The organism is Betaproteobacteria bacterium (assembly GCA_016713305.1).
Lineage (GTDB): Bacteria > Pseudomonadota > Gammaproteobacteria > Burkholderiales.
In genome coordinates this window covers 161,076-173,597 of sequence record JADJPK010000014.1, presented here as the reverse complement: position 1 = coordinate 173,597, position 12,522 = coordinate 161,076, and the positions used below count along the sequence as shown (strand labels likewise).

At 66.5% G+C, this 12,522-nt stretch carries 15 protein-coding genes; 6 read left to right on the top strand and 9 right to left on the bottom strand.

From position 1 onward, the window contains the following. Positions 1-16: 16 nt before the first annotated feature. The 8 genes from IPK20_17800 to IPK20_17765 all read right to left on the bottom strand — a co-directional run bounded on the left by IPK20_17800 (position 17) and on the right by IPK20_17765 (position 7,289). Positions 17-367, bottom strand: a complete 351-nt coding sequence (locus tag IPK20_17800) for a DUF4845 domain-containing protein (protein MBK8018389.1) — start codon at positions 365-367, stop codon at positions 17-19. Between the two features lie 38 nt (positions 368-405). Continuing rightward, positions 406-1,209: a signal peptidase I gene (gene lepB / locus IPK20_17795; protein ID MBK8018388.1), complete on the bottom strand. Its 804-nt coding sequence runs from the start codon at positions 1,207-1,209 to the stop codon at positions 406-408. 30 nt (positions 1,210-1,239) lie between these two features. After that, positions 1,240-3,033, bottom strand: a complete 1,794-nt coding sequence (gene lepA / locus IPK20_17790; GenBank protein ID MBK8018387.1) for an elongation factor 4 — start codon at positions 3,031-3,033, stop codon at positions 1,240-1,242. Between the two features lie 88 nt (positions 3,034-3,121). Next, entirely contained in the window at positions 3,122-4,489 is a 1,368-nt protein-coding gene (locus tag IPK20_17785; GenBank protein ID MBK8018386.1) for a DegQ family serine endoprotease, read from the bottom strand. A 59-nt stretch (positions 4,490-4,548) separates the two neighbouring features. Then, a complete protein-coding gene (locus IPK20_17780; protein MBK8018385.1) occupies positions 4,549-5,532 on the bottom strand; it encodes a MucB/RseB C-terminal domain-containing protein in 984 nt (327 codons plus the stop codon). Between the two features lie 12 nt (positions 5,533-5,544). Continuing rightward, positions 5,545-6,066 (bottom strand): sigma-E factor negative regulatory protein, encoded by a 522-nt coding sequence (locus tag IPK20_17775; GenBank protein ID MBK8018384.1) that lies wholly within the window; start codon positions 6,064-6,066, stop codon positions 5,545-5,547. Further along, positions 6,060-6,659, bottom strand: coding sequence for an RNA polymerase sigma factor RpoE (gene rpoE / locus IPK20_17770; protein MBK8018383.1), 600 nt, complete (start codon positions 6,657-6,659; stop codon positions 6,060-6,062). Before rpoE ends, IPK20_17775 begins: the two co-directional genes overlap by 7 nt. A gap of 165 nt (positions 6,660-6,824) precedes the next feature. Continuing rightward, entirely contained in the window at positions 6,825-7,289 is a 465-nt protein-coding gene (locus IPK20_17765) for a hypothetical protein (protein ID MBK8018382.1), read from the bottom strand. A gap of 106 nt (positions 7,290-7,395) precedes the next feature. On the opposite strand from IPK20_17765, the gene IPK20_17760 reads away from it, so the two are divergent. Genes IPK20_17760 through IPK20_17750 form a run of 3 tightly spaced genes read left to right on the top strand, consistent with a single transcriptional unit; the run spans position 7,396 to position 9,431 of the window. After that, positions 7,396-8,334 carry a folate-binding protein YgfZ gene (locus IPK20_17760; protein ID MBK8018381.1) on the top strand — a complete coding sequence of 313 codons (939 nt, stop codon included), beginning with the start codon at positions 7,396-7,398 and terminating at the stop codon, positions 8,332-8,334. Then, positions 8,331-8,612 (top strand): DUF4936 family protein, encoded by a 282-nt coding sequence (locus IPK20_17755; GenBank protein MBK8018380.1) that lies wholly within the window; start codon positions 8,331-8,333, stop codon positions 8,610-8,612. The genes IPK20_17760 and IPK20_17755 overlap by 4 nt, the downstream gene beginning before the upstream one ends. Positions 8,613-8,615: 3 nt before the next feature. Further along, positions 8,616-9,431: an NRDE family protein gene (locus IPK20_17750; protein MBK8018379.1), complete on the top strand. Its 816-nt coding sequence runs from the start codon at positions 8,616-8,618 to the stop codon at positions 9,429-9,431. On the opposite strand, the gene IPK20_17745 is transcribed toward IPK20_17750, so the two are convergent. Next, positions 9,409-9,852 (bottom strand): GNAT family N-acetyltransferase, encoded by a 444-nt coding sequence (locus tag IPK20_17745; GenBank protein MBK8018378.1) that lies wholly within the window; start codon positions 9,850-9,852, stop codon positions 9,409-9,411. The two genes, IPK20_17750 and IPK20_17745, sit on opposite strands and share 23 nt — an antisense overlap. Here IPK20_17745 and IPK20_17740 point away from each other — a divergent pair. The 3 genes from IPK20_17740 to mtnA are packed head-to-tail and all read left to right on the top strand — an operon-like array spanning position 9,851 to position 12,490. Next, entirely contained in the window at positions 9,851-11,104 is a 1,254-nt protein-coding gene (locus IPK20_17740; GenBank protein ID MBK8018377.1) for a class II aldolase/adducin family protein, read from the top strand. The two genes, IPK20_17745 and IPK20_17740, sit on opposite strands and share 2 nt — an antisense overlap. Further along, complete coding sequence (locus IPK20_17735; protein ID MBK8018376.1) at positions 11,019-11,429, top strand: hypothetical protein; 411 nt, start codon at positions 11,019-11,021, stop codon at positions 11,427-11,429. The genes IPK20_17740 and IPK20_17735 overlap by 86 nt, the downstream gene beginning before the upstream one ends. Continuing rightward, the gene (mtnA, locus tag IPK20_17730) at positions 11,426-12,490 is read left to right on the top strand and encodes an S-methyl-5-thioribose-1-phosphate isomerase (protein ID MBK8018375.1); all 1,065 of its coding nucleotides are present in this window, start codon (positions 11,426-11,428) and stop codon (positions 12,488-12,490) included. The genes IPK20_17735 and mtnA overlap by 4 nt, the downstream gene beginning before the upstream one ends. Positions 12,491-12,522 lie beyond the last annotated feature (32 nt).

Below are 12,522 nucleotides of genomic sequence, written 5' to 3'. Positions count from 1 at the left end.
CAGCGCGAGCGGCGCCTCAGCGGCCGCTGGTGATCTCGAAATCGAAGCACAGGCTCACGTGGCCGAACAGCGGTACCTTCTTGGCGTAGCTCGCGCTGATCGACACCGACTCGCCGTTCTTGGTGACCTCGAGGTCGCGGCCCTGGATGGAGGTGATGTCGTCGATGGACGCCCGCTTGTCGAAATTGCCCTGGATCTCCCTCGGGGACGTTCCTTCTCCCCCGCGCGCCAGCTCGGAGATGTGCTTCTTGATCGTGAAGTACTCGATGTAGGCGGGCAGCGCCTTCATGCCCACCAGGGCGGCGAAGAACAGCAGAAAGCCCACGAAGATCAGACCGATCAGGCTCAAACCGCGTTGTCTTTTCATTCCTGCTCCGCAAGCGATCAATTTGAAGGCGTCCCCGCTCATCTGATCGAGGTGCCCACCCGACTCAGTTGGCCGAAGTTCATCCAGATGAAGAACGCCCTGCCCACGATGTTCTCGTCCGGGACGAACCCCCAGTAACGGCTGTCGCTGCTGGAATCGCGGTTGTCGCCCATCATGAAGTAGTGCCCGGGCGGCACCTTGCAGCGGAAGCCATCGTCATTGTATTCGCAGTTCTCGCGATGCGGGAACGACCGCACGCCCGCCAGCTGGACCGGCGGCGCATCCAGGTTGACGATCGTGGAGTGCGGCTCGTCGCCCAGCTTCTCGCGGAAGCGCTTGGTGCTGATGAAGTTGAGTCCGTGTTCCAGGTAGCTGTAGTCGGGTTCCGCCTCCACCTCGACGAGCTTGCCGTTGATGGTGAGCCGCTTGCTGCGGTACTCCACCATGTCTCCCGGGGTGCCGATCACGCGCTTGATGTAGTCCACCGATGGATTCTCGGGGTAGCGGAACACCATGACGTCGCCACGCTTGGGGGAATTGAGATCGATCACCTTGACGTTCGCGACCGGCAGGCGGATGCCGTAGGTGAACTTGTTCACCAGGATGTAATCGCCGACCAGCAGCGTCGGGATCATGGAGCCGGAGGGAATCTTGAACGGTTCCACGAGAAAGGAGCGCAGCAGGAACACCACGAGGATCACCGGGAAGAAGCTGACGGGATACTCGATCCACCAGGGCACCCGCTGCTCGGAGGAGCGCCGCTTGCGGAAGACGAAGATGTCCAGCAGCCATACGCCGCCCGTGAAGACGAGCAGCAGAAGCATGATCAGGGCGAAGTTCATGGGTGTTCTTGGTTGGGGTGGAGGGGCTTCCTACTTGTCGCCCACCTGCAAAATGGCGAGGAACGCTTCCTGGGGAATCTCGACGTTGCCCACCTGCTTCATGCGCCGCTTGCCTTCCTTCTGCTTCTCAAGCAGCTTCTTCTTCCGGGTGATGTCGCCGCCGTAGCACTTGGCCAGCACGTTCTTGCGGAGCGCCTTGACCGTCTCGCGGGCGATGATGTGCGACCCGATGGCCGCCTGCACCGCGATGTCGAACATCTGCCGCGGGATCAGTTCGCGCATCTTCGACACCAGTTCGCGGCCGCGGTACTGCGAATTGGCCCGGTGCACGATGAGCGACAGGGCGTCGACGCGCTCGCTGTTGATGAGGATGTCGAGCTTGACCAGGTCGTCGGCGCGGAACTCCTTGAACTCGTAGTCGAGCGACGCGTAGCCGCGGCTCACGGACTTCAGCTTGTCGAAGAAGTCCATCACCACCTCGTTCAGGGGCAGGTCGTAGGTGAGCACGACCTGGCGTCCCGAATACTGGAGATTGCGCTGGGCACCCCGCTTCTGCATGCAGAGGGTGATGACGGGGCCGACGTAATCCTGCGGCGCCAGGATGGTCGCCGTGATGATGGGTTCGCGGATCTCCTCGATCTTGGACGGGTCGGGGAGCCGGGAGGGATTCTCGACCTCCAGCACCGTGCCGTCGCGCATGAGCACCTCGTAGATCACCGTGGGAGCGGTGGTGATCAGGTTCATGCCGTATTCGCGCTCCAGGCGCTCCTGCACGATGTCCATGTGCAACAGGCCGAGGAAGCCGCAGCGGAATCCGAAGCCCAGTGCCTGGGATGTCTCCGGTTCGTAGTGCAGCGACGAATCGTTGAGGTGCAGCTTTTCCAGCGCGTCGCGCAGGGCCTCGTACTCGTTGGACTCCACCGGATACAGACCGGCGAAGACCTGGGGCTTGATTTCCTTGAAGCCGGGCAGCGCCTCGACGGCGGGCCGCTGCACCTTGGTGATGGTGTCGCCGACGCGGGCGTCCTTCAGTTCCTTGATGCCCGCGATGACGAACCCCACCTCGCCGGCGGAAAGGCGTTCCACGGCGCGCGACTTGGGCGTGAACACGCCGACCTGCTCGCACAGATAGGAGGCCCCGCTCGACATGAGCAGCAGCTTTTCCTTCGGTTCGAGGGTGCCGTCCACCACCCGGACCAGCATGATGACGCCCACGTAGTTGTCGAACCACGAGTCGATGACGAGCGCCTTGAGCGGCGCTTCGGGGTCCCCCTTGGGCGGGGGGATGCGGGCGATGACGGCTTCCAAGATGTCCTGTACGCCCAGGCCGGTCTTGGCGCTGGCCCGCACCGCATCCTGGGCTGGAATGCCGACGATGTCCTCGATCTCGGTCATCACCCGCTCCGGCTCCGCGGAAGGCAGGTCGATCTTGTTCAGTACCGGCACCACCTCCACGCCCTGCTCGATGGCCGTGTAGCAGTTGGCGACCGTCTGGGCTTCCACGCCCTGTGAGGCGTCCACGACCAGCAGCGCGCCCTCGCAGGCGGCCAGGGAACGCGACACCTCGTAGGAGAAATCCACGTGTCCCGGAGTGTCGATGAGATTGAGGAGGTATTCCTGCCCGTCCAGGGCGCGATATCGCAGGGCGGCGGTCTGGGCCTTGATCGTGATGCCCCGCTCGCGCTCCAGATCCATGGAGTCCAGAACCTGCTCGGACATCTCGCGGTTGGACAGGCCGCCGCAGAATTGGATGAACCGATCCGCAAGCGTCGACTTGCCGTGATCGATGTGGGCGATGATGGAGAAGTTGCGGATGTGCTGCATCAACACGAAAAGGGGCACTGCGGTGCCCCTTTTCTCGAGAGTGCCGGAAAGCCGGCGATTCTAGCCGATTCGGCTGTCCCTGACCCGGTCAATTGGCGCCGTTGAGGCGCAGCGGCACGTAGAGGGAGGAATCCCCGCGCCGGATGAGCAGCGCGACGCTGCGGGACTTCTCGAACTGGGAAAGGACCTGGTTCAGCTGTTCCACGCTCTTGATGTCCTGATTGTTCACGGCGAGCAGCACGTCCCCCCGCCGGATCCCTGCCTTGGCCGCATTGCCCTGCGCATCCTCCACCAGCAAGCCCCCCGCGATACCCAGTTCCTTGCGCTGCTCGGCGGTGAGTTCGGTCAGCGCGAGCCCCAGCTTCGAGACCGCGTCGGCCGGCTTGGCCGCCGGCTTGCGGGCACGTTCGGCCCGTTTCTCGTCCTGGAGTTCGCCCACGGTGACGTTGAGGTCCTTTGCCGCGCCCTTGCGCCAGACCTGCATCTGTACCTTGGTGCCCGGACGCGTGGCGGCCACCAGCCGGGGCAGATCGGAGGAACTGTTCACCGGCTTTCCGTCGAACTTGAGGATCACATCGCTGGTTTCCACGCCGGCCTTGTCGGCGGGGCCGCCCTTCTCCACCGAATTGACCAGGGCGCCCTGTGCCTTGGGAAGACCGAAGGACTCCGCCAGTTCCTTGGTCACCTCCTGGATCACCACGGCGATCCGTCCGCGGGACACCCGGCCGGTCGTCTTCAGCTGGTTGGCGATATCCACGGCGACGTCGATGGGGATGGCGAAGGACAGCCCCATGAAGCCTCCGGTGCGGCTGTAGATCTGCGAGTTGATGCCCACCACCTCGCCGCGGAGATTGAACAGCGGACCGCCGGAATTGCCCGGATTGATGGCCACGTCGGTCTGGAGGAAAGGCGTGAAGTTCTCCTGCGGCAGCGAGCGGCCCTTGGCGCTGACGATCCCGGCGGTCACGGTGTTCTCGAAGCCGAAGGGCGAGCCGATGGCCAGCACCCATTCCCCGACGCGCAGCTTGTTGGGATCGCCGATGCGCACGACCGGCAGCGAGCCCGCCTCGATCTTGATGAGCGCGACGTCGGACCGGCGGTCGCTGCCGATCACCTTGGCCGTGTATTCGCGCTTGTCCGTCAGTCGGACCGTGACTTCGTCTCCGGCCTCCACGACGTGGGCGTTGGTGAGGATGTAACCGTCCGCGCTGATGATGAATCCGGAGCCGAGCGACCGCGCCTCGTTGTCGCGGGGAGCCTGTCCCGGCGGACGCCTGAAGAATTCGAGCGGATCCTCCTCTCCTCCCGGTCCCGCGGCAGCACGCAGGGAGGTCGTGCTGATGTTGACGACCGTGGGCCCCTGCTCGTCGACCAGGTCGGTGAAGTCCGGCAGATCGCGCGCGGACGCCGGAACGGCGAGCACCAGGGAGAACAGCAGACCGTACAGAGGTTTCATCATGGAAGCGCGGAGTCCTCTCTTGTCGTTCGGAAAGCGGCGCCTCGGACGCCGGGAATTCAGGGCTGGCGGGACCTGGGCGTCAGAGCGTTGGCGATGGTGACGACTGTCACGGCCGGGGCCTCCCCCAGCACCGTGATGCGCTGGTCACCCAGCACCCGCGTATAGATGTTGATGGCGCCGCGCTGCACGAGCCCTTCCGCCACCTTCTGCCTGGCCGGCTCGATGAACACCGAGATGGCGGCAAGGCCATCGGAAAGCACCATGTGCGTCACGTAGGCCGGCGGCGCGCTGTCCTTCGCCCGTCGCACCTCCACGATCTTGCGAAAACCCGCGGGCGGCGACTTGATCACCCATTCCGATTCCGCCGCCGCACTCTCCTGGGAAGCATCCTGCGACGGTCCCGGGGCAGGTAGCGGCATGCTGGGTTGAAGGAGCTGACGCGAGATCTGGCCGCCGATCTGCACCTGGGTGAAGGCGAACTGCTCGATGACCTGCCCGCGCTCGCCGATCATCTTCGCCTTGAGCAGCAGGCCCGTATTGGCATCGGCCCAGAACTTGTGTCCGTACCGCATGCTGTCCTTGGGTTCCAGGATCAGCGTCTGAGCATCGTGATCGGCCACCCGTTCCACGTCCGCCTTCTTGACGTGGTAATGGTCCGTGACGGCGGTGAGCTGGTCGGGAAGGATCTGCGGAAACGTCCGGCGGGGACGCCGGCGATCGACACGGAACGACTTGCTGTCGGGGTGATAGGTGAAGACGATCTCGTTGTTGCGCACGACTTCGCGCCGGGGACCGTCGAGGGTCTCGAGGCGTTCGATCTCGTTCGTTCCGTCCATCACGTGAACGATCCGGGACGTTTCGACCGTGTCTCCCTGCTGGTAGACGAAGGTGCCTGCGTAATTGAGTTGCCGTGCCGCCGTGGCGATGCGCTGGAGCCAGTTGAGGGCGTCAGCCTGGGGCAGCGCATCGGCCAGAGCCGTCGATGCCGCCAGGCAGCCTCCGATCAGAACCGACCAGCCGCGCCAGAGTTGGAGCGTCATGGGAAGGAGCGGTTATCGAGTCGAAACGGTCCGGACGTAGGAGGCGGCGCCGTGAATGGCGCCGGTGGGCGAGTATTCCTGGTGAGCCATCATGTAGTCGCTGACGTCCGCGTCCATCTGCTGCGCGGTCATGCTTGCCTTGATGGGTCCCTCGGACGGAACCGTCGCAACGGTGGACGGTGCCAACGCGGGAGCCCCGGGGGGATTCAGGGTTGCGAGCCATCCCACGACGGCCACGCCTGCGATGGTGGCGGCTGCGGAGAGCGCAAAGACGTAGGGCTTTCGGGCCACCCTGCCGGAGGCAGGAGGTCGGGGCGCGAGAATGGTGGGTTCCTGCGCGAGGGCCAGGGATACCTTCGATGCGAAGCCGGTGCTGAATGCGTTTTCGCCCCGCAGGACATCCCCGATCAGGTGATAGGTATCCCAGCATTGCGCCAGATCCCCATCCTCGGCCGTCTTCTTCAACCGGGCGCCCAGGTCCTCGCCGTCGAGTTCCCCGTCCATGAGCGCCGAAACACGTTCCTGCTCTACCATCTCTTGTCCTTGCTCGTTCCCAACAAAGGCCTTAGCCGTTCTGCGATGGTTTCCTGCGCCCGGAAGATGCGGGAGCGCACCGTTCCTATGGGGCAGTTCATGATCGTGGCGATGTCCTCGTAGGACAGACCTTCGATCTCCCGCAGCGTGATTGCCATCCTGAGTTCCTCAGGCAACTCCAGCATGGTTTCGTTCACGGTGTTCGCGATCTGCTTCGTCATCAACTCGGCTTCGGGCGTGTTGACATCCCGCAGCTGGTCGCCGTCCTCGAAGCTTTCCGCTTCCTCGCTGTCGAACTCCGTCGTCGTGGGCGCGCGCCGTCCCATCGCCACCAGGTAGTTCTTGGCCGTGTTGATCCCGATCCGGTAGAGCCAGGTGTAGAACGCGCTCTCTCCCCGGAACGACGGCAATGCCCGGTAGGCCTTGATGAACGCTTCCTGCGCCACGTCCTCCACTTCCGCCGAATCGCGGATGAAACGCGACAACAGCCGGCCGAGCTTGCGCTGGTATTTTGCCACCAGCAGCTCGAACGCCCGCTTGTCCCCGCGCTGCGCCCGTTCGACCAGCTGCTGGTCGATTTCGCGATCGCTCATGCGGCTTGTCCCGGTCCGCCTCTCCTCGGCATACCCGACACGCTCCAATTGCCAAAGCGCCCGAGTATAGCTGTCGGCCCGGTCCACGGGATACAAGCACTTTCACACCGATGCGGCACAGACAACGCCCGGCAGGCGGAGTTTCAGCAGCGTCATGGCATTCGTTCAAAGCGCTTCACCTTGCTCTGCGCCATCGGCGCGGCGCCAGGGCCCCCAGCGCACGAAAACCCGCAGTCTCCGGTAGCTTTCGGGCTCGCATTCGTCCCTTGCCAGCACCAGTGTGCGGTACGCAGCGGGCACGCCGGTGAATGAGAGCACGGTCAGCCAGCGACCGCTGAGGGGAACCGACACGAGCCTGCCCGGAACGAGCGTTCCGTCCCTGACGGCGAGCCGAGCGGTTCCGTCCGGGCGCAGCGTCACCTCTGCAATGGCGCTCTTCGCCGATCGCAAGGCGTGTACGCGGATCTGGCGAACGCCCCAACCCACCAGCAGAACGGCCGACGGCGCCGCGAGGTAAGCGGGCATGCCGGAAAGCGCGGCGGCTGCCGCGGCCAGGACATGAACGCCTCCCAGAACCAGGGCGAAACCGCGCGAACCGCGAAGCACCAACGGGAATTCAAAACTGTTCATGCGTCAGCCACCCGCAACTCGTACGCCCGGCACCGCCCGACACCTGCCGCATTGTCGACTCTCTATAATCGGCCCGGTCACTCCTTCCTTCCGGGACCCCCGTTCCATGCAACGATCATCGGAGATTCCCGCCCCCGGCGCTTTGATCTGTTCGGGGTTGTCCCGCGATCCGTTCCTGCGTCCCGGACTTGCCCGCGCCGACGTGACCGGGCCGGACGCCGCTTCCTTCCTCAACGGTCAGTTCACGGCGGACGTCCAGCACCTGGCGTCAGGACGCTGGACCTGGTCGGGATTCTGCTCCGCCAAGGGCCGCCTCCTCGCCACGTTCCGCATCGCTCGCCTGCCCGGTGGCTTCGTCCTGCAGATTCCGTCCGCCGTCGCCGGCGATTTTCTCACTCGGCTGCGCAGGTTCGTGCTCCGGGCGAAGGTGAGTCTGCCGGCCGCCGCGACACCCGGATCGACCGCCGAATTCGACGGCCGGCACACCGCGGCTGATGCCATTCCGGGGCTGGACCGCTGGCCGGGCGAAGGTGAAGTGACCGAAGCCGGCGGCTGCATCCTGTTCGGGGTCGAGAACGGCCGGGTCCTGGCGATGGGAACTTCCTTCGACGGGGTTCGCGACGCCGCCCCGGGAGGGGAATGGCGCAATGACGTGATGAGCGGCTACCCGTGGATTCTGCCGGGGGCCCAGGAGATGTTCGTTCCCCAGATGGTGGGCCTGGAGACGGTCGGCGGCGTGAGCTTCACCAAGGGCTGCTACCCCGGACAGGAGATCGTGGCCAGATCGCAGTATCTGGGCGAGGTGAAGCGGCGCCTCTTCCGGATCACCGCGAGTGCGGCCAGGGTTCCGCAGCCCGGCGAAACGGTATCGGTGGCGTCCACGTCCCAACCGGCCGGCACGGTGCTCATCGGTTCGCCGGCGGACGATTCCGCCGTCGTGGCGTTGGCGGTTCTGGACGTACGCCTCGGCAGCGCGGACGACTTGACGCTGGCTGATGGGGTCGGCATCGATTCGTGCGAAGCCGTGCATCCCTCCCGGGAATGAGCCGTCACTACTACGTGTACTACCGGATCGACCCGCGGCTCGCGGACGAGGCTGCCCGCACGATCGACGCACTCCAGCGCGACCTGCGCAGCCGCACCGGGATCGCCGGCCGGCGACTGCGGCGCGCGGAGGATCCGTCGACATGGATGGAGATCTACGAGAAGGTGTTGGAGCACGCGCCGTTCGAATCGGCCCTGCGCGAACTGGGTGCCGGAGAGGGTGCCCAGCGCATCCTCGCGCCAGGTGCCGTCCGTCACGTCGAGTGCTTCGAGGACTGAGCCATGTGCCTGGTGATGCTCGCGCTCGACCTGCATCCGGATTACCCGCTGGTTCTCGCCGCGAACCGGGACGAATTCCACAGGCGGCCGACCCGCGAGGCGCACGCCTGGCCCGATGCGCCGGGGGTGATCGGAGGGCGTGACCTCGAAAAGGGCGGCACCTGGCTCGCCGTGGCAGGCCGCGGCGCACTGGCCGTGGTCACGAACTACCGCGACCCCTCGAACCGGGTGACCGGGGGTCCTTCCCGCGGCCTGCTGGTGAGCGACTTCCTCACGTCCGCGGGAACAGACGCCGGGACGTTCGTCCGCGACCGTACGCGGCCGGAGCGCGGATACGATGGCTTCAATCTCATCGCGGCGGACGCCGGAGGCGTCTGGTACGGTTCCAACCGCGGCCCCGTCCTCGAACTGCGCAAGGGTCTCCACGGCTTGAGCAATCATCTGCTGGACACGCAGTGGCCCAAGGTCCGCCGGACCCGCGCCCGGTTCGAAGCCGCGCTGGCCCACCGGCAAGGCACCCTCTCGGAATCGCTGTTCGATGCGCTGCGCGACACGGAAGGGGTCGCGGATGACGAATTGCCCCGCACGGGAGTGCCGCTCGAGTGGGAAAGGCGGCTGGCGCCCCCGTTCATCGTCTCGCCGGACTACGGCACGCGCTGCTCGACGGTGATCACGATCGACCGCGCAAGACGTGCCGTCCTCGCCGAGCGCACCTTCGATGCCGCCGGCTTGGAAACCGGCATGCGGACGCTGGAACTGACGCTGGAACGTCTTCCCGGCGAAAGACCGGAGGCCGTCAATTCGAGCCCGGCCGCGTGAGCCTCATCGCACGGTGTGGAATGCCCGCATCGTCGAACACCGGGCCCAGCGCCTCGAAGCCCAGGCGTTCGTAGAAGCCGATGGCACTCAACTGCGCATTGAGCCGCAACTGTCCGTGGCCCCGTTCAGCCCCCGCCTCGACCAGGGTGCGGAGGATCGCATCGCCCACGCCCCGGCCGCGCCACGGTGCGATCACCGCCATGCGGCCGATGTGGCCGTCCGGGAGGAGACGGCCGGTTCCGAGGGGTTCGCCGTCCTGGCCCACGGCGAGGACATGCAGGCTGACAGCGTCGGCGTCGTCCCACTCCAGCGCTTCGGGGACCCGCTGTTCCTCGATGAAGACCTTGCGCCTGACGGCGGAGAGGCGCACGCGCTCCTCTGCCCACGAGACCCGAAGCACACGGTAGGATCCGGATGGCATGACTCGACTTCCCCCACAGGACACGTTCGCCGCGGCACCTCATCCGGAATGGGATGAACAGGCCGCGGCCGCCTGCCCGGACGAACTCTCGCTGCGCGCGCTGACGTCGCGCTGGATCGGCGGCGACCCGACCCTCGCGCTCTATGGCGGCGGCAATACCTCCGTCAAGGCGCCGTGGACCGCAGCCGAAGCTTCGGCGTCGACCGCGCTCTTCGTCAAGGGCAGCGGCGCGGATCTCGCCGCAGTGACTCCCGGCGATTTCACCCCCGTGGCACTGGATCGCGCGCTCGCGCTGCTCGACGCGCACGATCTCGACAACGACGCGCTCATGCGCGCCCTCGGCCCGCTCAAGCTCGATCCGGCCTCGCCGCGCCCCTCCATCGAAACGCTCATGCATGCCTGCCTGCCGCACCGGTACGTGGAGCACACGCATGCGGACGCGGTTCTCGCGGTGATCAACACCGAGGGAGGAGAAGCGTCGGCAGCGAGGGTGTTCGGATCGTGCGCGCCCCTGGTGCCGTTCCGCCATTCCGGTTTCGACCTCGCCATGGCGTGTGCCGACGTGTACCGGCGCGAAGCCACGGACGCGAGCATCGGGCTGCTGCTCGCCTTTCACGGCGTGGTGGCCTTCGGTGATTCCGCGCGGCAGTCTTACGAGCACCTGTACGAGCTCGTGCGTCGCGCCGAGCGCCATCTCCAGGAAAACGGCGCGTGGGATCTCCCTCGGGCTGTATCGCCGGTGCGCTCTTGGGAGACCGCTCTGCGGCTGGCTCGTCTGCGCGCTGGCCTTTCGGTCGCGTCCGGCTTCCCCATGGTGCTCACGGTCGACGATTCTCCCGAAGCCGTCGCCTTCTGTCGCCGCAGCGACGCAACGGTCCTCGCCCGCATCGGCCCGCCCACGCCGCAGCACGCGGTCTTCACCAAGCGCTTCCCCGCTCTCCGGGACGGATGTCGCCGGTTATGCCGCGGAGTACCGCCACTACGCGGCGGAACATGGCGGCGAGTTCCCGGAAGACCGCATCCCGGATCCCGCTCCCCGCGTTCTGCTGGATCCGTCCGTGGGGATGATCGCCGCGAGCGTCGATGCGATGCACGCGCGCATGACCGCCAACGTCTACCGGCACGACATCGAGATCGTTTCCCGGGCGGATGCGCTGGACCGATACGTGTCGCTGCCGGCCGATGCCATTCTCGCCGCCGAGGTGCACTACGGCGGCTTCGACCGCGCGCTGTTGCGCCGCCGTGCGGATGACCTGCCTCTGCTGGGCTGTGTGGTCGCGTTGGTCGGCCAGCCGCGTCCGGATATCGCTGACGCCTTGGAGCAATCGGGCGCGGACGTGCTGAGCACGACGGCCGCGGACGAGCGTTTTGCGCTCGAAGCCGCGTATTCGCACGGCGGCCTCGACGTATGCGTGACGCTGGAGGCCGGGTCGGGGCCAGGCGCCAGGATCGAATCGCTCCTGGCCTGCTCACCGTCGGGCGGACGCGTCGTTCCGCTCGCACCGGCCACGCGCGTGCCGGATCTTCGGGTCACGCTGGTGCGCGACTGGCGTGCCGTGACAGGAATCGCCTCATGACAGACAGAACACCGTTCTTCACTCTGCGCCGCGCCGGTCCGGGCGCCTTCGACATCCTCGACCAGCGGGCGCTCCCCAATGTGGAGCGATACGTGCGGCTCGAATCGGCCGAGTCGACGGCGGATGCGATCCGCGCCCTGGCCGTCCGGGGAGCACCGGCGATCGGCTGCGCGGCAGCCTTCGGGGTGTCGGTCGAAGCGTACCGGTGTGCGGGGCTTCCCCGCGCCGACTTCGCCCGGGCGCTCGACGCAGGCTTCGCCGTGCTGGCGGCCAGCCGCCCCACGGCGGTCAATCTCTTCTGGGCACTGGAGCGCATGAAGCGCGTGCGCGATCTTCATCGCGATGCGGATCCGGCCAGCCTCGCGGGCCTTCTCGACGCGGAGGCATCCGCCATCACCGAAGAGGACGTCGCCGTCAATCGCCGCATGGGCGAGATCGGGGCGACGGTCGTGCCGGAGGAGGCCACGATCCTGACCCATTGCAACGCGGGTGCGCTCGCCACGGCGGGCCACGGCACGGCGCTGGGCGTGATCCGCTCGGCCGTGCAGGCGGGCAAGCGGGTTCAGGTCTATGCGGATGAAACCCGGCCCGTGCTCCAGGGAGCGCGCCTGACGGCATGGGAGCTGCACCGGGACGGAATCCCCGTCACGCTGCTTCCCGATGGCGCGTCCGGCCACCTGATGACGCGCCGCCGGGTCGATCTCGTGGTGGTCGGCGCGGACCGGGTGGCCGCCAACGGCGACGTCGCCAACAAGATCGGCACCTACAACCTCGCCGTTCTTGCCCGCCGGCACGGCGTGCCCTTCTACGTGGCGGCCCCGCTGTCGACCTTCGATCACAGCCTCGCCACCGGCGCGTCCATTCCCATCGAGGAACGCGACGGCGCCGAGGTGACGGGCTACGGAACCGAGTCGTGGGCGCCTGAGGGGATCGGCGTGTTCAATCCGGCGTTCGACGTGACGCCCGCCGAACTCATCACGGGTCTCATCACCGAAGCCGGCATCGTCCGCGAGCCCACATCAGAGAAAGTCGCGCCATTGCGAGGTGCGCGCCCGAAGTAGGAACAGTGCGCGGAACCGGCCGGACGGCCGGT

Coding starts and splice junctions, on each gene's coding strand:
- IPK20_17800 (MBK8018389.1), bottom strand. CDS start 367: ATGAAAAGACAACGCGGTTTGAGCCTGATCGGTCTGATCTTCGTGGGC.
- lepB (MBK8018388.1), bottom strand. CDS start 1,209: ATGAACTTCGCCCTGATCATGCTTCTGCTGCTCGTCTTCACGGGCGGC.
- lepA (MBK8018387.1), bottom strand. CDS start 3,033: ATGCAGCACATCCGCAACTTCTCCATCATCGCCCACATCGATCACGGC.
- IPK20_17785 (MBK8018386.1), bottom strand. CDS start 4,489: ATGAAACCTCTGTACGGTCTGCTGTTCTCCCTGGTGCTCGCCGTTCCG.
- IPK20_17780 (MBK8018385.1), bottom strand. CDS start 5,532: ATGACGCTCCAACTCTGGCGCGGCTGGTCGGTTCTGATCGGAGGCTGC.
- IPK20_17775 (MBK8018384.1), bottom strand. CDS start 6,066: ATGGTAGAGCAGGAACGTGTTTCGGCGCTCATGGACGGGGAACTCGAC.
- rpoE (MBK8018383.1), bottom strand. CDS start 6,659: ATGAGCGATCGCGAAATCGACCAGCAGCTGGTCGAACGGGCGCAGCGC.
- IPK20_17765 (MBK8018382.1), bottom strand. CDS start 7,289: ATGAACAGTTTTGAATTCCCGTTGGTGCTTCGCGGTTCGCGCGGTTTC.
- IPK20_17760 (MBK8018381.1), top strand. CDS start 7,396: ATGCAACGATCATCGGAGATTCCCGCCCCCGGCGCTTTGATCTGTTCG.
- IPK20_17755 (MBK8018380.1), top strand. CDS start 8,331: ATGAGCCGTCACTACTACGTGTACTACCGGATCGACCCGCGGCTCGCG.
- IPK20_17750 (MBK8018379.1), top strand. CDS start 8,616: ATGTGCCTGGTGATGCTCGCGCTCGACCTGCATCCGGATTACCCGCTG.
- IPK20_17740 (MBK8018377.1), top strand. CDS start 9,851: ATGACTCGACTTCCCCCACAGGACACGTTCGCCGCGGCACCTCATCCG.
- IPK20_17745 (MBK8018378.1), bottom strand. CDS start 9,852: ATGCCATCCGGATCCTACCGTGTGCTTCGGGTCTCGTGGGCAGAGGAG.
- mtnA (MBK8018375.1), top strand. CDS start 11,426: ATGACAGACAGAACACCGTTCTTCACTCTGCGCCGCGCCGGTCCGGGC.